21 protein-coding genes are annotated in these 20738 nt (G+C 73.0%); 4 read left to right on the top strand and 17 right to left on the bottom strand.

Annotated features, from left to right (window positions below; translation table 11 throughout):
* Positions 1-7: 7 nt before the first annotated feature.
* The 9 genes from ACZ3ZE_RS10500 to ACZ3ZE_RS10540 all read right to left on the bottom strand — a co-directional run bounded on the left by ACZ3ZE_RS10500 (position 8) and on the right by ACZ3ZE_RS10540 (position 8906).
* A complete protein-coding gene (locus tag ACZ3ZE_RS10500; RefSeq protein WP_361174825.1) occupies positions 8-1435 on the bottom strand; it encodes an amidase in 1428 nt (475 codons plus the stop codon).
* 134 nt (positions 1436-1569) lie between these two features.
* The gene (glsA, locus tag ACZ3ZE_RS10505) at positions 1570-2859 is read right to left on the bottom strand and encodes a glutaminase A (protein WP_467258394.1); all 1290 of its coding nucleotides are present in this window, start codon (positions 2857-2859) and stop codon (positions 1570-1572) included.
* A 55-nt stretch (positions 2860-2914) separates the two neighbouring features.
* Positions 2915-3310 carry a nuclear transport factor 2 family protein gene (locus ACZ3ZE_RS10510; protein ID WP_467258397.1) on the bottom strand — a complete coding sequence of 132 codons (396 nt, stop codon included), beginning with the start codon at positions 3308-3310 and terminating at the stop codon, positions 2915-2917.
* 116 nt (positions 3311-3426) lie between these two features.
* A complete protein-coding gene (locus ACZ3ZE_RS10515; protein ID WP_361174834.1) occupies positions 3427-3993 on the bottom strand; it encodes a hypothetical protein in 567 nt (188 codons plus the stop codon).
* The gene (locus tag ACZ3ZE_RS10520; RefSeq protein WP_361174837.1) at positions 3990-5168 is read right to left on the bottom strand and encodes an ROK family glucokinase; all 1179 of its coding nucleotides are present in this window, start codon (positions 5166-5168) and stop codon (positions 3990-3992) included. The genes ACZ3ZE_RS10515 and ACZ3ZE_RS10520 overlap by 4 nt, the downstream gene beginning before the upstream one ends.
* A gap of 36 nt (positions 5169-5204) precedes the next feature.
* Positions 5205-6032, bottom strand: coding sequence for an ATP-binding cassette domain-containing protein (locus tag ACZ3ZE_RS10525; protein WP_361174840.1), 828 nt, complete (start codon positions 6030-6032; stop codon positions 5205-5207).
* On the bottom strand, positions 6029-7093 hold the full coding sequence (locus ACZ3ZE_RS10530; protein WP_361174843.1) for an ABC transporter permease: 1065 nt from the start codon (positions 7091-7093) through the stop codon (positions 6029-6031). The genes ACZ3ZE_RS10525 and ACZ3ZE_RS10530 overlap by 4 nt, the downstream gene beginning before the upstream one ends.
* Positions 7090-8109, bottom strand: a complete 1020-nt coding sequence (locus ACZ3ZE_RS10535; RefSeq protein WP_467258400.1) for a sugar ABC transporter substrate-binding protein — start codon at positions 8107-8109, stop codon at positions 7090-7092. Before ACZ3ZE_RS10535 ends, ACZ3ZE_RS10530 begins: the two co-directional genes overlap by 4 nt.
* A 77-nt stretch (positions 8110-8186) precedes the next feature.
* Positions 8187-8906 (bottom strand): GntR family transcriptional regulator, encoded by a 720-nt coding sequence (locus ACZ3ZE_RS10540; protein WP_361174846.1) that lies wholly within the window; start codon positions 8904-8906, stop codon positions 8187-8189.
* Positions 8907-9145: 239 nt separating this feature from the next.
* Between ACZ3ZE_RS10540 and ACZ3ZE_RS10545 the strand changes: the two genes are divergently transcribed.
* Positions 9146-10144, top strand: coding sequence for a Gfo/Idh/MocA family protein (locus ACZ3ZE_RS10545; RefSeq protein WP_361174849.1), 999 nt, complete (start codon positions 9146-9148; stop codon positions 10142-10144).
* Positions 10145-10316: 172 nt separating this feature from the next.
* Here ACZ3ZE_RS10545 and ACZ3ZE_RS10550 read toward each other — a convergent pair whose 3' ends face one another.
* The 4 genes from ACZ3ZE_RS10550 to ACZ3ZE_RS10565 are packed head-to-tail and all read right to left on the bottom strand — an operon-like array spanning position 10317 to position 13875.
* Entirely contained in the window at positions 10317-10784 is a 468-nt protein-coding gene (locus ACZ3ZE_RS10550) for a PaaI family thioesterase (RefSeq protein WP_442305159.1), read from the bottom strand.
* The gene (locus ACZ3ZE_RS10555; protein WP_467258403.1) at positions 10778-11956 is read right to left on the bottom strand and encodes a cytochrome P450 family protein; all 1179 of its coding nucleotides are present in this window, start codon (positions 11954-11956) and stop codon (positions 10778-10780) included. Before ACZ3ZE_RS10555 ends, ACZ3ZE_RS10550 begins: the two co-directional genes overlap by 7 nt.
* A 9-nt stretch (positions 11957-11965) precedes the next feature.
* Positions 11966-12649, bottom strand: coding sequence for a response regulator transcription factor (locus ACZ3ZE_RS10560; RefSeq protein ID WP_361174858.1), 684 nt, complete (start codon positions 12647-12649; stop codon positions 11966-11968).
* Positions 12646-13875, bottom strand: a complete 1230-nt coding sequence (locus ACZ3ZE_RS10565) for a sensor histidine kinase (protein WP_361174861.1) — start codon at positions 13873-13875, stop codon at positions 12646-12648. Before ACZ3ZE_RS10565 ends, ACZ3ZE_RS10560 begins: the two co-directional genes overlap by 4 nt.
* A 157-nt stretch (positions 13876-14032) precedes the next feature.
* On the opposite strand from ACZ3ZE_RS10565, the gene ACZ3ZE_RS10570 reads away from it, so the two are divergent.
* Complete coding sequence (locus ACZ3ZE_RS10570) at positions 14033-14254, top strand: hypothetical protein (protein ID WP_467258406.1); 222 nt, start codon at positions 14033-14035, stop codon at positions 14252-14254.
* A 15-nt stretch (positions 14255-14269) separates the two neighbouring features.
* Here the strand turns inward: ACZ3ZE_RS10570 and ACZ3ZE_RS10575 are convergent, their stop codons facing one another.
* Complete coding sequence (locus ACZ3ZE_RS10575) at positions 14270-15208, bottom strand: DMT family transporter (protein WP_467258409.1); 939 nt, start codon at positions 15206-15208, stop codon at positions 14270-14272.
* A 119-nt stretch (positions 15209-15327) separates the two neighbouring features.
* Positions 15328-15936, bottom strand: coding sequence for a dihydrofolate reductase family protein (locus tag ACZ3ZE_RS10580; RefSeq protein ID WP_363290874.1), 609 nt, complete (start codon positions 15934-15936; stop codon positions 15328-15330).
* Between the two features lie 169 nt (positions 15937-16105).
* On the opposite strand from ACZ3ZE_RS10580, the gene ACZ3ZE_RS10585 reads away from it, so the two are divergent.
* Positions 16106-16846, top strand: coding sequence for an SDR family NAD(P)-dependent oxidoreductase (locus tag ACZ3ZE_RS10585; RefSeq protein ID WP_442305154.1), 741 nt, complete (start codon positions 16106-16108; stop codon positions 16844-16846).
* Positions 16847-17123: 277 nt separating this feature from the next.
* Here ACZ3ZE_RS10585 and alc read toward each other — a convergent pair whose 3' ends face one another.
* Together alc and allB are read right to left on the bottom strand one after the other, a co-directional pair.
* Positions 17124-18239 carry an allantoicase gene (gene alc / locus ACZ3ZE_RS10590; protein WP_361174876.1) on the bottom strand — a complete coding sequence of 372 codons (1116 nt, stop codon included), beginning with the start codon at positions 18237-18239 and terminating at the stop codon, positions 17124-17126.
* A gap of 1 nt (position 18240) precedes the next feature.
* Positions 18241-19584 carry an allantoinase AllB gene (allB, locus tag ACZ3ZE_RS10595; RefSeq protein ID WP_363290875.1) on the bottom strand — a complete coding sequence of 448 codons (1344 nt, stop codon included), beginning with the start codon at positions 19582-19584 and terminating at the stop codon, positions 18241-18243.
* A gap of 314 nt (positions 19585-19898) precedes the next feature.
* On the opposite strand from allB, the gene ACZ3ZE_RS10600 reads away from it, so the two are divergent.
* Positions 19899-20708, top strand: coding sequence for an IclR family transcriptional regulator (locus ACZ3ZE_RS10600; RefSeq protein WP_361174882.1), 810 nt, complete (start codon positions 19899-19901; stop codon positions 20706-20708).
* The last annotated feature ends 30 nt before the right edge of the window (positions 20709-20738 follow it).

The following is a 20738-nucleotide window of genomic DNA, read 5'->3' on the forward strand; positions in this document are numbered from 1 at the left end:
GGTTGCGTCAGAGGGTGGGGATGCCGGTCCACGGACGGACGGCCTCGATCGCGGCGGCGGTACGGAACACCGTCGTGTCGTCGTAGGTGCGGCCGACGACCTGCACGCCGGTCGGCACCCCGTTGGAGGCGAAGCCGGACGGCACGCTCAGCACCGGGCAGCGGCTCGCGATGTTGAAGACCGTGGTCAGGGCCGCGTCCATGTAGTGGTCGAGGGTCACGCCGTCGACGACGACCTTGGTCGAGGTGTAGTCGTCGTCGGCGTCGAAGGCCGGGATGGCGAGGGTCGGGCAGAGCAGGACGTCGTGGCGGTCGAGCAGCGCGCCGAGCACGGCCTGCACCTCGCCCTCGACGACCAGGCCCTCAAGGAAGCTGCCGGGCTCGGCGACGTACGCGGCGGAGTCCTCGGCGAAGGCGAGCGCGTACGAGGTGAGCAGCTCGGCGTGTTCGGCGGCGACGGAGGCCACGTACGGGCCGAAGACGGAACCGAAGTGGATCATCGACGCCTTGCGGACCTGGGCCCGGGTGATGGGGACCTCGACCTCCTCGACGATCGCCCCGGCGGCGCGCAGCGCGTCGGCGACGGCCCGGGTGTTGGCCTCGACCTCGGGGTCGACCGGCCAGTCGCCGAGGCCGACGGAGAGCGCGACCCGCAGCCCCGCGACGCCCTCGAACCGCTCGGGCAGCACCAGCTTGGGCCGCAGCGACACCGCGTCGAGCGGGTGCGGTCCTGCGATGACGTTCTGCAGCAGGGCGCAGTCGGCGACGGTGCGGGCCATCGGGCCGTCGTGGCAGTAGGTGTCGAGGTTGAACGGCGCCATGGCCGGCACCCGGCCGTACGGGGGCTTGAAGCCGACGGTGCCGGTGGCCGAAGCGGGGATGCGGATGGAGCCGCCGATGTCGGAGCCGGTGGCGAGGGTGGTCTCGCCCGCCGCGAGGGCCGCGCCCGCGCCGCCGGAGGAGCCGCCCGGCGAGTAGGCCGGGTTCCACGGGTTGCGGGTGACGCCCCACAGCCGCGACTGGGTGAAGGCGGCGCTGCTGAACTCCGGCGTGGTGGTGCGGGCGTGCACGATGCCGCCGGCGGCGAGGATCCGCTCGACGACGGGGTGGGTCTCGTCCGCGATCTCGTCCTTGAAGGCGAGGGAGCCGTCGGTGGCCAGGCGGCCGGCGATCGGCTGTTCCTCCTTGGTGGCGACGGCGAGCCCTTCCAGGGGGCGCGGCGCCTCGCCCTTGCCCGCGTAGCGCGCCTCGGCGGCCCGGGCGGCCTCCATCGCCGCGTCGAAGGTGCGCTCGGCCAGGGCGTTGACGGTCGGCTCCGTGGCCTCGGCGCGGGCGATGACGGCGCCCATCAGCTCGACGGGCGACAGGGTGCGGTCGCGGAACCGGCGCAGGGCCTCGGTGGCGGGGAGGTAGGCGAGCTCGGTGGTGTCGGTCATGTGTCTGTTCCTTGTGACGTACTGCCCGATGGGTACGGCCTGTTGACGCATGCGTGCTCCGGATGGGCGTCATGAAAGCCGCCGCGCTCCTGAAACGTCAATGCTGTTGTCGTAAGGCCGGGCCACCTTTCCGCTCAGGTTCCGTCGCCTCCCGCCCAGGTCAGAGCGGCCTCCCGGGTGCCGAACACCTCCCAGGACGGCGGGCGCTGCCCCTCCCCCGCCTTCTCGAAGGTCAGCTGGGCGGCGACGGCGACGCGGTGGCCCCGGTCGACGAGGTCGGCCAGGACGGCGGACAGGGCGGTCGCCGCGCCGGGGAGGACGCGGGAGACGCCCGTCAGGTCGAGGACCAGTCGGCCGGGCGTGGGCGGGGTGAGGTCGCGGAGGGCGTACAGGAGGGCTTCGGTCTCGGTGAACTCCAGGGTTCCCTGGGCGGTCACGACGCCGATGCTCCGGCCGTCGCGTTCGACGCGTTCGGCGCCGGTCACCGTCGCCGCGTGGAGCCCCGAGTTGTGCATGATGTGCAGCCCGAAGCGCTCCGACATCTCCCCGAGGGCCGCCACGGCCCGGACCGGGTTGCCGGAGGCGTCGAGCGGGGGGCTGTGGACGGCGACGCCGAAGCGGCCCGGGCTGGCGGCGATGAGGCCGCCCGAGACGCCGCTCTTGGCGGGCAGGCCGACGTCCAGGAGCCACTGTCCCGCGCCGTCGTACATGCCGCAGGTGGCCATGACGGCGAGGGTGCGGACCGCGTCCGGTTCGGCGACGACGCGGACGCCGGTGACGGGGTTGCGGCCGCCGTTGGCGAGGGTCGCGGCCATGACGGCGAGGTCGCTCGCGGTGACCCGGACCGCGCACTGCCGGAAGTACGTGTCGGCCGTCTCCGCCGGGTCGGCGCGCAGCGATCCGGCGGAGCGCATCAGGTAGGCGAGGGCGCGGTTGCGGTCCCCCGTGGCGGCCTCGCTGGCGTAGACGTCCTCGTCGACGTCGAGGGGGCGGCCGGCGAACGCGGAGAGGCAGGCGAGGATGCGGGCGAAGCGTTCGGCCGGCCCGTCGGCCCGTACGAGTGCGGTGGTGGCGATGGCGCCGGCGTTGATCATCGGGTTGGCCGGGCGGCCGGTGCCGGGCTCCAGGCTGATGGCGTTGAACGCGTTGCCGCTGGGCTCGACGCCGACGTGGCGCAGGGTCTCGCGCGGGCCGAGGTCGCCCAGCGCGAGGGCGTAGACGAAGGGCTTGGACACCGACTGGACGGTGAACTCGCTGTCCGCCTTCCCGGCCCGGTACACGTGTCCGCCCATGCTGACCAGGGCGAGGCCGAAGTCGTCGGGATCGGCCCCGGCCAGTTCGGGGATGTAGTCGGCGACCCGTCCGTCCCGCAGGCCGTTGAGCCTGCGGTGGATCTCGTTCAGGGATTCGGTCACCGGATCCATGGCACCGGACCTTCGTCGCGCGGGAGTGCTGGCGGGACAGATCCTTCCCCGCGGCTCAGGAAACCTCTGCCGCCTCGCGGGCGATCCGCTCGAACTGGGCCCCCATGGCCTCGGCGAGCGCCTGGGCCGCGGAGAGCGGGCGGACCATGACGGTGAAGTCGTCGATCCTGCCGTCCTCGTCGAAGTGGAGGAAGTCGCAGCCCTGGATCCGCCGGCCGCCGACGGTGGCGGTGAAGACGAGGGCGTGGTCACGGCCGCCGGGGTCGGCGATCTCGCGCACGTACGTGAAGTCCTCGAAGACGCGCAGCACGGCGCGCAGGATCGCGGCGGCGATCGCCTTGCCGGCGTACGGCTTGAAGGCGACCGGGCTGGTGAAGACGACGTCCTCGGCGAGCAGCGCCTCGATGGCGGCCGTGTCGCGGGCTTCGACCGCCGTGCGGAACGGGTGCATGGGAAGCGTACCCCTTGATACTCAACGAGTTGATTAGGTACGTCGGACAGTACTGTCTCGCCGGACGGCCGACAAGGCGCGGGGCCCGCGCGTCAGGGCGAGGTCGCCGAGACGCGTCAGGGCGAGGTAGCCGAGACCACGTACACGCGCGGGAAGGCCGGGTCCGTGAGGTTGACGGTGATGTCGCTCGTGGGGCGGGGCTTCTCGCGGGTGACGGTCGTGCCGCTCCAGGTGTGGGCCGGGGCGAAGTCCCAGCCGACGATGCCGGCGTCGTGGTCGCCGACGGAGGCGCCCGGGGTGAGCGCGGAGCGGCTGGTGCCGCTGTCGTGGAGGTAGCTGTCGAGGCCGTTCGCGGTGGTCGTGAACTGGACGTAGAGACGGCTGGTCTTCCAGTTGCTGGTCTCGTAGTAGCTGACGTCCCAGGCGCCCGAGGGGACGGGGATCTCGAAGACCCGGCGCTTCATCTGGGACGGCCAGTTGTCCTGGAGGCCGGCGGCGGAGGACTCGCGCTCCTTGTCGCGGCCGCTGTCGCGGCTCTGGCCGGCCGAGATGACCAGGTAGCCGGCCGGGATGCCGACGAGGAGCACGATGGTGATGGCGGTGAGCCAGCGGCGGCGCAGCATGTGCCGCCGGTCCTCGGGGAGCTTTCCGTCCTGGGGGGCCTTCGGGTGGGGCACGGTCATGAACGCGGGTCCTGGGGGTTGCGGGGGTCCCGGTCCGTCGCGGGGACACCGCGCAGGACCTGGGCGTAGCGGCCGTAGCGCTCGTAGCGCTCGACACGGCGGCGGTTGGCGCGGCGGAAGCGGCGGGCGACCAGCCGGGCGAGGTCGGCGGCACCGACCATGCCGGCCTCGGGGCCGAGCTGGGCGCGGGCGATCCGGGCCTCGGGGCGGTAGCCGCGGCCGGTGAGGTGGCGGCGGAAGGCGTCCCTGGCGGGGCCGATGAGCAGGTCGTCGGCGGCCGAGACGCCGCCGCCGATGACGAAGCAGGAGGGGTCGAGGGCGGCGGCCAGGTTGGCGATGCCGACACCGAGCCACTGGCCGATGTCCTGGAGCAGCTCGACGCACATGGCGTCGCCCTCGCGGGCCAGCTCGGTGATGAGGGGGCCGGTGATGTCGGGGACGTTGCCCTTGACCCGCTCGATGATGTTGTACGCGACCGGGGAGTCGGCGGCGGCCAGCTCACGCGCCTCGCGGACCAGCGCGTTGCCCGAGCTGTACTGCTCCCAGCAGCCGCGGTTGCCGCAGGGGCAGCGGTGGCCGCCCGGGACGACCTGCATGTGCCCGAACTCGCCGGCCACCCCGTACTTGCCCCGCTTGACCTGGCCGTCCTCCAGGATGGCGCCGCCGATGCCGGTGCCGAGCGTGATCATGACCAGGTGGTCCTCGCCGCGGCCGGCGCCGAAGCGCCATTCGGCCCAGGCGGCGGTGTTGGCGTCGTTGTCCACCATGACGGGGACGGCGAGCCGGTCCTGGAGGGCGTCGCGCAGCGGCTCGTTGCGCCAGGCGAGGTGGGGGGCGAAGAGCACCCTGGCCCGGTCGGCGTCCACCCAGCCGGCCGCGCCGATGCCGACGGCGTGCACGTCGTGCCGGTCGGAGAGGTCGAGGACGAGCTCGGTGATGGTGTCCTCGACGACCTTGGCGCTCTTCGACTTGTCGGGCGTCTCGGTCTTGATCTTCTCCAGGATGTTGCCGTCCGCGTCGACGACGCCGGCCATCACCTTCGTACCGCCGATGTCGATGCCGACGGTCGGCACCCGGGGCGCCGTCAGGTGCGAGCGCCGCTCCCGGGTGCCGACGGTCCGCAGGACCGTGCCGCGAGCCGAGCCGCGGTGCGTGAGGTCACGGTAGGTACTCATCGGCTCGATTCTGCCAGCTGTGGTGTGTGGGGCGCGTTACGAAGCGGAGGACGGTCCGGAGGGGCGTTCCAGCTCGTGGCGCAGGTCCTCCAGCTCGCTGCCGCCGGCCATCTGGCGGGTCAACTCGTCCAGGGTGACGGAGTCCTTGGTGTGGCTGCCCGCCATGAGACCGCGCTTCAGCAGCACGAAACGATCACCCACGAGATACGCGTGATGCGGGTTGTGGGTGATGAGGACCACGCCGAGGCCCTGGTCACGTGCGGCGGCCACATACTTCAGGACCACCCCGGACTGCTTGACGCCCAGCGCGGCCGTCGGCTCGTCGAGGACCAGGACCTTGGCGCCGAAGTGGACCGCGCGGGCGATCGCCACGCACTGCCGCTCGCCGCCCGACAGGGTGCCGATCGGCTGGTCGACGTCGCGCAGGTCGATGCCCATGCGCAGCAGCTCGGTACGGGTGGTGGCGCGCATCAGCTCGACGTCGAGGCGCTTGAAGGGGCCCTTGCCCTTCGTGGGCTCGGAGCCGAGGAAGAAGTTGCGCCAGACCGGCATCAGCGGGACGACGGCGAGGTCCTGGTAGACGGTGGCGATGCCCCGGTCCAGGGCGTCGCGCGGGTTGGCCAGCTCGACGTCCTCGCCCTCGATGCGGAAGGTGCCGCCGTCGTGCCGGTGCAGACCGGCGACGATCTTGATGAGGGTGGACTTGCCCGCGCCGTTGTCGCCGAGGACACAGGAGATCTCGCCCGCGCGGACCTCCAGGGACACCCCTTCGAGGGCGCGGATGTTGCCGTAGTACTTGCTGACGTCGTCGAGCTCCACGAGGGGAGCGGGCGAGGTGCCCGTGGAGGTGGGTTCCGTGGTCACTTCGTGGCCTCCACGCGCTTGCGGATCCAGGCGTTCAGGAGCGTCGCGAGCAGCAGCATGGCGCCCAGGAAGAACTTGAACCAGTCGGGGTTCCACTCCGCGTACACGATGCCCTTGCTCGTCATGCCGAAGATGAGGGCACCGACCGCCGAACCGATCGCGGAGCCGTAGCCGCCGGTGATCAGACAGCCGCCGATGACGGCCGCGATGATGTAGATCAGCTCGTTGCCGACGCCCTCGCCCGACTGGACGACGTCGAAGGAGAAGAGCAGGTGCTGGCCGGAGATCCAGGCGCAGAAGGCCACGCCCATGTAGAGGCCGATCTTGGTCTTGTAGACCGGGACGCCGACCGCGCGGGCCGCGTCGGCCCCGCCGCCGACCGCGAAGATCCAGTTGCCGAAGCGGGTGCGCAGCAGGATCCAGGTGGCGACGGCCACCAGGCCGATCCACCACAGGATGGTGACCTTCAGCTCGACGCCGCCGACGGTCCACGTCGAGGCGAAGAGCTTCTTGGCGGAGGGGAAGCCCTCCATGTCGGCGATCGACTTGGTGGAGACCGTGCCGCTGATCAGCTTGGTGAAGCCGAGGTTCAGACCGGTCAGCATGAGGAAGGTGCCGAGCGTGATGATGAAGCTGGGCAGCTTCGTGCGGGTCAGCATGAAGCCGTTGAACACGCCGATGGCGAGGGTGACGAGCAGCGAGACACCGACGCCGACCCACACGTTCGCGGTCATCTGGTAGCTGAACATCGAGGAGATCAGCGCCGAGCTGGTGACGAGCACACCGGCGGAGAGGTCGAACTCGCCGCCGATCATCAGCAGCGCGACCGGCACGGCCATGATGCCGATGGTGGAGGCCGCGTACAGCACGGTGCCGAGGCTGGCGGCGCGCACGAAGCTGTCGGCGGCCAGCGCGAAGAAGACGAAGACGGCCAGCGCGCCGACCACCGAGCCGAGCTCGGGGCGGGCCAGCAGCTTCTTCATCGGCGAGGTGCGCAGCAGCCGCTCGTCGACGTGGTCCAGGCCGTCGGCGGGCGCCGGTGGCGGGGCGGCGGCGCTCATCGGGTACCCCGCTCCGTGTAGCCCTTGAGCGCGGCGGCGTCGTCCTTGGTGATGATCTGCGGGCCGGTCAGGACCGGCTTGCCGCCGCCGAGGACGTCGGCGTTGTAGCGGTAGAGCCAGAGCAGGTCGACGGCCTCGTACCCCTGGAGGTACGGCTGCTGGTCGACGGCGAAGCCCAGGGTGCCGGCGGTGAGCGCGTCGGCGACCTTGGCGTTGAGGTCGAAGGTGTCGACCTCGGCCTTGCTGCCCGCGCTCTTCTTCGCCTGGACGGCGGCGTCGGCGAACGGCGCGCCGAGGGTGACAACCGCGTCGATGGACGGGTCGGACTGCAGCTTGGCGAGGATGGACGCCTGCACGTCGGGCATGTTGGTGCCGTCGACGTAGAGGTTCTGCAGGTCGCCGCCGAAGGTCTTCTTCGCCCCGGCGCAGCGCTGCTCGTGGCCCACGTTGCCCTGCTCGTGCAGGACGCACAGGGCCTTCTTGCGGCCCCGCTGGTCCAGCTCGTCGCCGACCGCCTCGCCCGCGACGGTCTCGTCCTGGCCGATGTGGGTGAGGGCGCCGAAGGCCTTGGAGACGTCGGCGCCGGAGTTCACCGTGATCACCGGGATGCCGGCCTTCACGGCCTTCTCCACGGCCGTCTTCATCGCGTCCGGCTTGGCGAGCGTGACGATGAGACCGTCGACGCCCTTCGCCACGTACGAGTCGATGAGCTGGGCCTGCTGCTGCGCCTCGTCGCTGTGGGCGTAGAGGAAGTTGATGTTGTCCTTGACGGCCGCCTGCTTGGCGCCGTTCTGGACGATGTCCCAGAAGGTGTCGCCGTCGCCCGAGTGGGTGACCATGGCGAAGGTCCAGCGGGGGGTGTCCACCGCTGCCCGCCCCTGGGCCGCGGCCGCCTTGCGGGCGTCCTCCGCGCGCTTGCCGCCGGTGCTGCTGCATCCCGCGAGCGCGGCGGTCAGCGCCACCGCGAGCACGGCGCCGATGGCCGCGCGTACCCCTCCATTAGGAACCCTGGTCACGAGGCCGTGCCCTCCTTTGTGTCCTTCTGCGTGCATTGCAGTATCGGTCATGGGGGTCGCGCGGATCTTCAGGGGGCCTACCCACGGGCCAGCAACTGGAACTCGAAGGAGTAACGCGAGGCCCGGTAGAGGTGCGAACCGAACTCCACGGCACGGCCCGTCGCGTCGAAAGTGGTGCGTTCCATCGTCAGCAACGGGGCACCCGGACGCTCCCCGAGCTGCTCCGCCTCCCCCCGTCCCGCGGCGCGCGCCCCCACGGTCTGGCGGGCGCTGTGCAGGGTGAGTCCGGCGGCCCGCAGCAGCCGGTAGAGGCCGGTCTCCGCGACCCCCTCGGCGTCCGCGTCGAGCAGGCCGGCCGGGAGGTGGTTGCGCAGCAGCGCGAGGGGCTCGCCGTGCGCGGAGCGCAGCCGCTCCAGGTAGCGCACCTCGGCGCCCTCCGCGACACCGAGGGCGGCGGCGACCCGTGGATCCGCCGCTTCGAGCCGGTCGGCCAGGACGCGGGTGGCGGGCCGCTGCCCGGACGCCTCCAGGTCGTCGTACAGGCTGCTCAGCTCCAGCGGGCGGCGGACGCTGCTGTGCACGACCTGGGTGCCCACGCCCCTGCGGCGCACCAGGAGGCCCTTGTCGACGAGCGACTGGATGGCCTGGCGGACGGTGGGCCGGGACAGGCCCAGGCGCGTGGCGAGGTCGATCTCGTTGCCGAGCAGGGTGCCCGGGGTCAGCGCGCCGCTCTCGATCGCCGCCTGGAGCTGCCGGGCGAGCTGGAAGTAGAGGGGCACCGGGCTGGCGCGGTCCACGGACAGCGGGAGCGAGGACGGGGATGGGGGTGGGGATGGGGGCGACGGCGGGGCCGGTGAGGGGGCTGGGACCGGTGCCGGGGCTGGGGGTGGCGTGGAGGGTGGGGTTGGTGGGGACTGCGGCGGCTGGGGAAGCACGTCCGGGAGCGTAGCCCCGGGGGTCGGCCCCGGGAAGGCATGGCGTCCTGTTGTCCTGACATTTCCTTGACAGGGGGTCCGTTCCGCACCACCTTGGGGCCATGCGTATCGGACTGATCGGCACGGGACGGATCGGGGCCTTCCACGCGGGGGTGCTCGCCCGGCATCCTGAGGTCGAGGCGCTCCTCCTCGCCGACGCCGACGCGGAGCGGGCGGCCCGGGTGGCGGGGGCGCTCGGCGCCGAGGCCGCCCCGACGGTCGACGCCCTGCTCGGGCACCCGCTGGACGCCGTGGTGATCGCGTCGGCCACCGCCGCGCACGCGGAGCTGATCGGGCGCGCCGCGGCGGCGGGGCTGCCGGCCTTCTGCGAGAAGCCGATCGCCCTGGACGTGCCGGGGACGCTGGAGGCGCTGCGGGCGGTCGAGGCGGCCGGCACCGAGCTGCAGCTGGGGTTCATGCGCCGGTTCGACGCCGGGTACCGGGCGGCGCGGGACGCCGTGCTCGACGGACGGCTCGGGCGCCTGCACACCGTCCGCGCGGCCACCTCCGACCCGGCGCCGCCGCCCGCCGCGTACCTGCCCCGGTCGGGCGGGCTGTTCCGGGACTGCCTGGTGCACGACTTCGACATCGTGCGCTGGGTGACCGGCCGGGAGATCGTGGAGGTGTACGCGACCGGGTCGGACGCGGGGCCCGCGATGTTCCGGGAGGCCGGGGACGTGGACACGGCGGCCGCGCTGCTGACCCTGGACGACGGCACGCTGGTGACGGTGACCGGGACCCGGTGCAACGGGGCCGGGTACGACGTGCGGATGGAGCTGGCGGGCGAGCTGGACCAGATCGCGGTGGGCTGGGACGAGCGGACCCCGGTCGAGTCGGTCGAGCCGCTGGGCCCGCGCCCGCCCGCCAAGCCGTGGAGCGGCTTCCTCGACCGGTTCACGCCGGCGTACGAGGCGGAGCTGGACGCGTTCGTACGCCTGGTGCGCGGCGAGCGGGACAACCCCTGCGACGGGACCGAGGCGCTCGCCGCGCTGCGCGTCGCGGAGGCGTGCGAGCGGTCGCGGCGGGAGCGGCGCGTGGTGCGCCTGGCGGAGGTGGGCTAGGGCCTGTCGTCAAACTCCTGTCGTCGCCCGAAGGGCGGCCCCGCGGCGTCGGGTGCGTGCTCTCGGTGTGCCGGGTGGAAGCCCTCGTACTGGACCGTACTCGGGCTTTCGCCCGGTGCGGCGAGAGCGCGTGCCAGGCGTCGCGGGGCAGACGGGAGTGTGACGACAGGCCCTAGGGGACCTCGGGCGCCGGCTGGGCGGCCGTCGACAGGACCGTGCCCTGGGCCACGGCGCACAGGATCTCGGTGGCGTCGGTAGCGGCTCCGTCGGTGTCGGTGTCCACGGTGAGCAGGTCGCAGCGGACGACCGCCTGGCGGCGGCCCGCGTGGACCACCGAGGCGCGGGCGCGCAGCAGTGTGCCGCGCGCCGGGCGGACGTACTGGATGGAGAAGCCCGCGGTCAGGACGGCCGGGCCGAGGGCGGCGCCCGCCGCGAAGGTCAGGGCGTTGTCGGCGGCGTAGGAGAGGACCCCGCCGTGGACGAACCCGTTCTGCTGGTGCAGCTCCTCGCGGATGTCGAGCTCCAGGGTCGCCGCGCCCGCACCGAAGGCGGTGATCCGGGCGCCGAGGAGCCGGCTGAAGGGCTGGGCGTCCAGGACCTTCTGGGCCATGTGCAGGTCGAAGCTCACGGGCGTCACCATACGACCGGCAGGCGGCGGGTGCCGCGGATCAGCATGCCGGGGAGCCACTCCAGCGGACCGGCCTCGGGGGCGAGTTCCAGCCGCGGGAAGCGTTCGAGGAGCGTCCGGATCGCTATCTTGCCTTCCAGGCGGGCGAGCGGGGCGCCCAGGCAGAAGTGGATGCCGTGGCCGAAGGCGAGGTGGCCGCGCGGGTCGCGGTGGATGTCGAAGCGGTCCGGCTCCGGGAAGCGGTCCGGGTCGTGGGCGCCGGCGGCGAGGCCGACCAGGACGATGGCACCGGCGGGGATCTCGGCGCCGCCGAGGGTGAGCGCCTCGGGGGCGAAGCGGAGGGTGGCGTTCTCCACCGGGCCGTCGTAGCGCAGCCCCTCCTCGATCGCGCCGTCCAGGAGGCCGAAGTCGGCGCGCAGGGCCGCCAGTTGCTCGGGGTGCGTGAGCAGGGCGCGGACCGTGTTGGAGATCAGGTTGACGGTGGTCTCGTGGCCCGCGATGAGCAGCAGGTAGGCGAGGGCACGGAGTTCGGGCAGGGAGAGCCGGTCGCCGTCCTCGGCGCGGGTGGCGATGAGGGCGGAGAGCAGGTCGTCGGCGGGGCCCGCGGCCCGCTTGTCCTCGATGAGCTCGTCGAGGTAGCCGCCGAAGCCCTCGACGGCCTCCCGGTCGGTCAAGGCGCCGGTCGGCGCGACCAGTTCGTTGGACCAGGCGCGGAAGGAGTCGCGGTCGGCGGCCGGGACGCCGAGCAGCTCGCAGATGACGGTGATGGGCAGCGGGAAGGCGAAGGAGTCGACGAGGTCGGCGCGGCCGTCCGGCTCCATCGCGTCGAGGAGTTCGTCGGTGAGCCGCTGGACGCGCGGGCGCAGGGCCTCCACCCGGCGGCCGGTGAACTCGCCCGCGACCAGCTTGCGCAGCCGGGTGTGGTCCGGCGGGTCGACGATGAGCAGGTTCGGCCCGACGACCTCTTCCTCGGGCAGCGGCATGCCGAAGGCGGAGAAGGACTTGGAGAGGCGCTGGTCGGCGAGGGCGGCGCGGGCCTCCTCGTAACCGACGACCAGCCAGGCCGGCATGCCGTCCGGTGTCAGGACCTCATGGACGGGCCCCTGTGCGCGGAGCTTGGCGTAATACGGGTACGGGTTCGCGGTGAAGTCCGCGCCGTACTCCCCCAGATCGATGACGGACATCGGTCAAGCCTATAGACCGTTCTCGCCCTCGTGAAGATCAAGAAGTCCGGCGTCGTGGACGAGCAGGGCGATCTGGACACGGTTGTTGAGGCCGAGTTTGGCCAGAATGCGCGAGACGTGCGTCTTGACGGTGGGGACGCTCATGTACAGGGTGGCGGCGATCTCGGCGTTGGACCGGCCCTGTCCGACGGCGACGGCGACCTCGCGCTCGCGGTCGGCGAGCAGGGCCAGGCGCTCGGCGGCGGTGGCGCGGCGGGGCGGTTCGTGCGCCTGCGCGGCGACATGGCTCATCAGCTGGCGGGTGACGGCCGGGGAGAGCACGGGGTCGCCGGCGGCCACCCGGCGGACGGCGGTGACGATCTCGGCGGGCGGGGTGTCCTTGAGGACGAAGCCGGCGGCTCCGGCCCGCAGCGCCCGCAGCACCTGCTCGTCGGCGTGGAAGGTGGTGAGGACGACGACCTCGGGGGCGCCGCTCGTGGCGCGCAGCCGTTCGGTGGCGGTGAGGCCGTCGACGTGCGGCATGCGGATGTCCATGAGGACGACGTCGGGGGCGTGCCGTTCGACGAGCGCGGGCACCTCGGATCCGTCGGCGCCCTCGCCGACGATCTCGATGTCCTCGGCGCCGCCGAGCATCAGGGCGAGTCCGCCGCGGACCAGGGGGTCGTCGTCGACGATGAGCAGACGGATGGTCATGCTGGCCACGGTAGCCAGGCGCGCAGGGCGAACCCTCCGTCGGGGGCGGGTCCGTGCTCCAGCCGGCCGCCGGCGAGGGTGGCGCGTTCGGTGAGTCCGATGAGGCCCTGTCCGGAGCCGGGCACCTCCGGGACGGGCCCGGCGGGGGCGGGGTTGCGGACCTCGACGCTCAGGCCCTCGCCGGGGCGGCCGCGCAGGGTGAGGGTGACCTCGGCGCCCGGGGCGTGCTTGCGGGCGTTGGTGAGGGCCTCCTGGACGATGCGGTAGACGGTGCGCCCGGTGGACGCGGGGACGGACCCGGGGTCGGTGACGGTGGTGTCGAGGACGACCCGCATCCCGGCCTCGCGGACCTCCTCGACCAGGGCGTCGAGGGTGGCGAGGGTGGGCTGGGGCCGGTCGGCGGCCTCCTCCCCGGGGGCGCGCAGGACGCCGATGATCTCGCGCAGGTCCTGGAGGGCCTCGTGGGCGCTGTCGCGGATGACCCCGGCGGCGCGGGCGACCTGCGCGGGCGGGGCGTCGGGCCGGAACTCCAGGGCGCCGGCGTGCACGCTGAGCAGGGTGAGCCGGTGCGCGAGGACGTCGTGCATCTCGCGGGCGATCGCTTCCCGGGCGAGCCGCTGGGCCTGCTCGAAGCGCAGTTCGGCCTCGGCCTCGGCGCGCAGGGCCCGGTCCCGCAGGGCCTCGACGAGCTGGCGGCGGGAGCGGACGAGCATGCCCCAGGCGGTGACGAGGAGGATGAGGACGACGCCGAGGCCGATGGCGACGACGACGTGGACGCTGGGGTCGGGCCGGACGAAGACCTGGACGACGGCGGCGGCCGTGGCGAGGGCGCCGATCCAGGCGACCTCCCGGAAGGGGCGCCGTACGGCGACGCTGAACAGGCTCGCGAGGACGGCGCCGCTCGCGGTGGGCGCGGCGACGCTGACCGCGGAGAGGGTGACGGCGAGCCCGGTGGGCCAGCGGCGGCGCAGCCACAGGGCGCAGCAGGCGAGGCCGCCGACGATCTGGTCGGTGAGGGCGACCGGCTCGCTGCTGTACTTGACGCTGGTCTCGGCCGCGAGCAGCCCGACGAAGGCGGCGAGCAGGAAGATGGTGGTGTCGACGATCCAGTCCCGCACGGTGCGCCGCGGCCGGCCGCGCGGACCGGGCGTCTCGGTCCCGGCGGCCTCGACGAGGTGGGAGGGGAGCAGCCAGGTGTGCCGCCCCGGGCGTGCCGTGCGTGTCATACCGGAAATGTACGCAGGCGGGGACGGGGACCGCGGGGTGGAGCGGCCGGTCGGATACCAAAGTCGTACGGGTGTCGACTTCGGTCGTACGGCGGGGGGCGGGGCGGGATACCGGTGGCCGACGCGGCCCGGAGCGCGTGTGGATCATGCTCGGGGCATGAAGAGGATTCTTGAGGTCACGGGTTTTCTGGTCCTGGTCTTCGGCGTGTGCGGGGTGGTCCGCGAGCTCACCGACGGCTGGTTCAAGCTGATGGGGGTGACCCGGTTCCTGACGGACCACGTGTGGTTCCTGGAGGGCCGCAAGCTGTTCGCGAACATCGTGATCGCGGCTCTCGGCCTGGTGGTCATGGTCGTGTCGGACCGGGTCCCGAAGTCCTGACGCCCGCCGCCGGCACTACCGCGCGTCGGCGGTGTCGGCGCCGTCTGCGGCCCGGCGGCCCCAGGTGGTGCCGGCCAGGACGAGGACCGCGCCCGCGAGGCCGAGGGTGCCGGGGCGGTCGCCGGCGAGGGCGATGCCCGCGGCGGCGGCCCACAGCGGCTCGGTGCCGAGCAGCAGGCTGACCCGGGACGGGGAGGTGCGGCGTACGGCCCACATCTGCACGAAGAAGGCGAAGAGCGTGCAGAAGACGGAGAGGAAGAGCAGTCCGGCCCACTCGCGCGGCCCGAAGCCGAGCGCCACGGACCAGGGCGAGGCACCGGTTCCGGGCAGCGCCGCCAGGACGCCGAAGACGGCGACGGCGGAGCCGAGCTGGACGGTGGTGAGGGAGAGGGAGTCCGCGCTCCGCACCGCCTTGATCCGGGACATCGCGAGGACGTGCACGGTACGGGCGAGGGCCGCGAGCAGCATCAGCAGGTCGCCGAGGGTGGGCGCGGTGAAGCCGCCGCCCTGCGTCAGCAGCACCACGCCCGCGACGGAGAGCGCGGCGGCGGCGAGGAAGGCGCGGGGCGGCCGGGTGCCGGTGACGGCGGCCTCGGCGAGCGGGGTGAGGACCATGGTGAGGCTGATGATCAGGCCCGCGTTGGTGGCGGAGGTGTGGACGACCCCGTACGTCTCCAGGAGGAAGATCCCGGCGAGGATCAGCCCCAGCGTCCCCGCCCCGCGCCACTGGGCGGCGCTCAGGGCCCGCAGCCTGCGCCATCCGGCCGCCACGAGGACGGGCAGAACCACGGCGAAGCGCAGGACCAGCACCGCGATGACGGTGTGGGTGGTGGTGATGCCCTTGGCGGCGAGGTAGCTGGCGCCCCACACGACCGCGACCAGCAGGACGGGCAGGTCCGTGAGCCAGGCGCGGCGCTGGGCGTCGAGGGGTACGGGTACGGCGACGGAGGACATGGCAGCCGGGCTCCAACTCGATGAACGGGGTGGAGACTTCGACGGCTCGCACGCGGACGATCACCGTACCCAAAGCGGCCCGTGGTGGCTACACCTTGTCTGCGTCTGCGGCGAGGCGGTCAGTAGCTCCCGTACGTGGGGCGTCCCGCCCGCTCGTACGTCTGGATGGCGACCCCGGCGGCCGTGGTGCGGGCGGCGGTGAGCCGGAAGGCGGTGGGCGTGGCGCCGTCCGCGAAGAATCGGAGGCCCTTGCCGAGGACCACGGGGAAGACGGCCAGGTGCAGGGTGTCGATGAGGTCGTGCTCCATCAGGGTCTTGGCGAGGCCGGCGCTGCCGTGCATCTGGATCTCGCCGTCGAGCCGTTCCTTGAGCGCGGCGACCTCCTGGGCGACGTCGCCGGAGAGGAGGGTGGTGCCGTTCCAGTCGGCGCGGGTGAGGGTGCGCGAGGCGACGTACTTGGGGAGGCCGTTGAGCTTGCTCGCGACCGGGTCGTCCGGGTCGGTGCGCTTCGGCCAGTAGCCCGCGAAGATGTCGTACGTACGGCGGCCCAGCAGGAAGGCGGTGGGCCGTTCGAAGACCTCGGTGATGAAGCGGCCGAAGTCCTCGTCGCCGTACGGGACGGACCAGCCGCCGAGGTCGAAGTCGTCGCTGGGGTCCTCCTCGGGGCCGCCGGGGGCCTGGTGGACGCCGTCGAGGGAGAGGAACTGGGTGAGGCTCAGGGTGGCCATGACAGGTGCCCTTTCTCTTCCGGACCATCGTGTCTCACCGGTGTCGACCGCGCCGCCCGGCGGAACTCATCGGTGATCGCCTCACCGTCCGATTCCCGCCAGCACCGGAACCGCGCCGCGCGTTTGATTGAAACCACAACGACAGCCTGCGGTTTCGAAGGAGTGCGACATGGCCGGCATGAGCGGCAAGGCGGTTCTGGTCACCGGTGGCAGCCGGGGCGTGGGGGCGGCGACGGCCGTCCGGTTCGCCCGGGAGGGCGCGGACGTGGCCTTCACCTACGTCCAGGGCGAGGAGTCGGCCCGCGAGGTCGCCGCGCGCGTCGAGGCGGCCGGGGGGAAGGCGCTGGCGCTGCGCGCCGACGCGGCGAGCGCCGGCGACGCGGCCGGCGCGGTGGAGTGGGCGGCGGACGCGCTCGGACGGCTCGACGTGCTCGTCAACAACGTCGGCGTCGGGGTGCTCGGCCCGCTGGAGTCGCTGACCCTGGCCGACGTGGACCGGGTCCTCGCGGTGAACGTCCGCGCGGCCTTCCTGGCCTCGCAGGCGGCCGCCGCGCGGATGGAGCGGGGCGGGCGGATCGTCACGGTCGGCACCTGCATGACCCAGCGGGTCCCGGGCCCCGGCGGCACGCTGTACGCGACGAGCAAGGCGGCGCTGGTCGGCCTGACGAAGGCGCTGGCGCGGGAGCTGGGCGACCGCGGCATCACCGCGAACATCGTCCACCCGGGCCCGACGGACACCGACATGAACCCGGCCGACGGCCCGTACGCGGAGTCCCAGTCCCGGCTGACGGCCCTCGGCCGCTTCGGCACCGCCGAGGAGGTCGCGGCGATGGTCACGTTCCTGGCCGGCCCGGACGCGGCGTACGTGACGGGCGCGGAGTTCTCGGTGGACGGCGGGCACGCGGCGTAGGCGAGGCGCACGACGCGGGCCGGGTCTCGGAAAGTACGGCGAGGGCGCACCGATGCTGTCGGTCGGTGCGCCCTCGATTGCCGGGCGGGGTGTCGTGCCCGCCCAGTTCATGGGTCCGGGTGGCGTCAGCCGCCCGGCTCAGGGTCCGGGTGGCGTCAGCCGCCCGGCTCAGGGTCCGGGTGGGCGTCAGCCGCCCGGCTCAAGGTCCGGGTGGGCGTCAGCCGCCCGGCTCAAGGTCCAGGTGGCGTCAGCCGCCCGGCTCAAGGTCCAGGTGGCGTCAGCCGCCCAGTTCCTGGTGGCGGGCGGTCAGGCGGGCCGTGCCCGCTTCGGTGAGCGAGCCGAAGAGGCGGAGGCGGGAGATGCCGCCGTCGGGGAAGATGTCGATCCGCACCCGCGAGCCGACGGCCGGCGTGTCGAGCACGAAGCGGTGGTTGGTGTCGGGCTGGAGGCGGGTCCGGGGCAGGATCTCGGTCCAGTCCTCGGAGCCCTCGGCGGCCACGGAGAGCGCGGCCCAGCCGGCGCTGTTGCCCTTGAGGTACGCGGTGTCGATCTCGACGGCGCGGATCTCGGCCTCGGCGGCGAGGCTGTAGCGGATCCAGTCGTTGCCCTTGTCGCGGCGGCGGCGGGTCTCCCACCCGTCGTCCATCTTGCGCGAGCGGCCGGGCTGGATGGTGTTGGTGGCCGGGGAGTAGAAGCGGTCGGAGGCGTCCTCGACCTGGCCGCCGTTCTCCAGGGCCGCGAGGTCGAAGGTGCCGAGCACGCCGAGCCACCGCGGGTCGGGGGCGACCTCGCCGTACACGCGCAGGCGGGCGATGCCGCCGTCGGGGTGCTGGTTGACGCGCAGGTGGGTGAAGCGCTGTTCGACGTCGACGGCGAAGCCGTTGGCGGCGTGGCCGCCGATGGCGGTGCGCGGGACGAGCGTCGTCCACTTCACGTCGTCGGCGAGCAGTTCCTCGGGCGAGGGCGAGCCGGCGACCGAGGCGGCCTCGACGGAGACGGCCTGCGGGTAGTTGCCGCGGAAGTGGGCGGTGTCGACGACGAGGCCGCGGATGACGCCGGGGGCGCCGAGGCGTACGAGGGCCCAGTCGTGGTCGTCCTCGGTGGGGTGCGGCACGGCGGCGGAGACGCCGCGGCGGCGGCGGGTCTCCCAGCCGTCCATGATCTTGCCCTTGTGGCCGAAGTGCTCGGGGTCGAACTCGGCGGCCTCGGGCTTGAGCAGGTTCTCGCGCTCGGCGAAGAACTCGTCGTTGGCGGCGATCACGCCCGCGCCGAGGCGGCGGTCGGCGAGGTCGGCGTACTGGGTGAAGGGGAAGTCCGCCGTGCGGTAGTCGGCGTACGGGTCGCCGCCGCCGTAGGGGCTCGCGTCACCGGTGAAGCGGGGTATGGACGACACGTCAGTTGTTCCTTTCGAGGAGGCGGCCGGAGGGCTCGGCGAGGGTGCCGCGGTCGGCGATCCGCTCTCCGCGCAGCCAGGTGGAGGTGACGACGCCGTACAGGGTGCGGCCCGCGTAGGCGGTGACCCGGTTGCGGTGCTGGAGCTCCGCCGGGTCGACGGTGAAGGTGGCGTCGGGGTCGACCACGGCGAAGTCGGCGTCGCGGCCGGCCTCGATGGCGCCCTTCCGCGCGAGGCCGGCGAGCCGGGCCGGCGCCTCGGACATCCAGCGGGCCACGTCGGTGAGGTCGTGGCCGCGGCGGCGCGCCTCGGTCCAGATGGCGGGCAGACCGAGCTGGAGGGAGGAGATGCCGCCCCAGGCGGAGGCGAAGTCGGGGGTCTTGAGGTCGGCGGTGGACGGCGAGTGGTCCGAGACGATGCAGTCGATGGTGCCGTCGGCGAGGCCCTGCCAGAGCAGGTCCTGGTTGGCTTCCTCGCGGATCGGCGGGCAGCACTTGAACTCGGTGGCGCCGTCCGGGACTTCCTCGGCCGTGAGGGTGAGGAAGTGCGGGCAGGACTCGACGGTGATGCGGACGCCCTCGGCCTTGGCGGCGGCGATCAGCGGCAGCGCGTCGGAGGAGGAGAGGTGCAGCACGTGGACGCGGGCGCCGAGGCGTCGGGCCTGGTTGATCAGGTTCTCGATCGCGGTGTTCTCGGCGACGCGCGGCCGGGAGGCGAGGAAGGCCGCGTACTCGACGGCCTTCCCGCCCGACATCTGCGGGGCGGCGGCGAGCTCGTGCGGGTCCTCGGCGTGGACGATCATCAGTCCGCCGAAGCCGGCGATCTCGGCGAGCGAGGCGGCCAGCTGGTCCTGGTCGAGCTGCGGGAACTCGTCGACGCCGGACGGCGAGAGGAAGCACTTGAAGCCGAAGACGCCGGCGTCGTGCAGGGGGCGCAGGTCCTTGACGTTGTCGGGGAGCGCGCCGCCCCAGAAGCCGGTGTCGACGTGCGCCTTGGTCCGGGCGACGTCCTGCTTGACGCGCAGGTGGTCGACGGTGGTGGTGGGCGGCAGCGAGTTGAGCGGCATGTCGATGAGGGTGGTGATGCCGCCGGCGGCCGCGGCGCGGGTGGCGGTCCAGAAACCCTCCCACTCGGTGCGGCCGGGGTCGTTCACATGCACGTGGGTGTCGACGAGTCCGGGCAGGACGACGTCGTCGCCGACGTCCTCCAGCCGGGCGCCGGCCGGTACGTCGGCGTCGTACGGCAGCACGGCCGCGATCGTCCCGCCGGCGATGGCGATCGACGCGGCGCGCGTCCCCTCGGGAGTGATGACGCGCGTCGAGCGCAGGACCAGGTTGACGTCCACCCGTACCCCTTCTTCCACGAAATTCAACGAACTGTTGAAGGAGTCTTCACGCGAGACGACATGTCGTCAAGGGCACACTTCCAGCATGGGCCGCCGCTGAACCCGCCTTGGATGTTTCCACAGAGTGGAATGTAAATTTCGTACAGTAGAACGTAGCTCCGTACATGCGGGGCCGACCAGGCCGCCTCCCGGGGGCCTCCGACACCGGACAAACACCCCCCTGACCGGCGCGGACGCCGGAACCGGGCCGTGTGTCCCGGCCACCCGCCCGGTAGGCTGCTGCCTTGCCCGCCTGCCCCGAAAGGACCGTTGCCGTGCCGACGTCCAGCGCCAGCACCACCGACGCCGCCAAGCCCGCCGCCGCGAGCGGTGGCGTCCAGTCCCTCGAGCGTGCCTTCGATCTCCTGGAGCGGATGGCCGACGCCGGCGGCGAGGTCGGGCTGAGCGAGCTCTCCGCCAGCAGCGGGCTCCCGCTGCCCACCATCCACCGCCTCATGCGCACCCTCGTCGCCTGCGGGTACGTACGCCAGCAGCCCAACCGCCGGTACGCGCTCGGCCCCCGCCTGATCCGCCTCGGCGAGTCCGCCTCCCGCCTGCTCGGCACCTGGGCCCGGCCGTACCTGGCCCGGCTCGTCGAGGAGACCGGCGAGACGGCGAACATGGCGCTGCTCGACGGCGACGAGATCGTGTACGTCGCGCAGGTGCCGTCCAAGCACTCCATGCGCATGTTCACCGAGGTCGGCCGCCGGGTGCTGCCGCACTCCACCGGCGTCGGCAAGGCGCTGCTCGCGTACACCCCGGCGGACGAGGTGCGCGCGCTCCTCGCCCGTACCGGCATGCCGGCCGCCACCGAGAAGACCATCACCACGCCCGACGGGTTCCTCGACGCGCTCGCCGCGGTACGGGACGCCGGGTACGCGGTCGACGACAACGAGCAGGAGATAGGAGTCCGCTGCCTCGCGGTCTCCGTCCCCGACTCCCCCACCGCGGCGGCCATCTCCATCTCCGGCCCGGCCGGCCGGGTCACCGAGGCGGCCACGGAGAAGATCGTCCCGATCCTCCAGCAGGTCGCCGAGGAACTCTCCGCGGCCCTCGCGAACACGACGGGCAACGGGCAGGGCTGAGACCCGTACGGCGAAGGGGGCGCCCGGAGT

It is taken from the genome of Streptomyces sp. NPDC023157, from assembly GCF_055560575.1.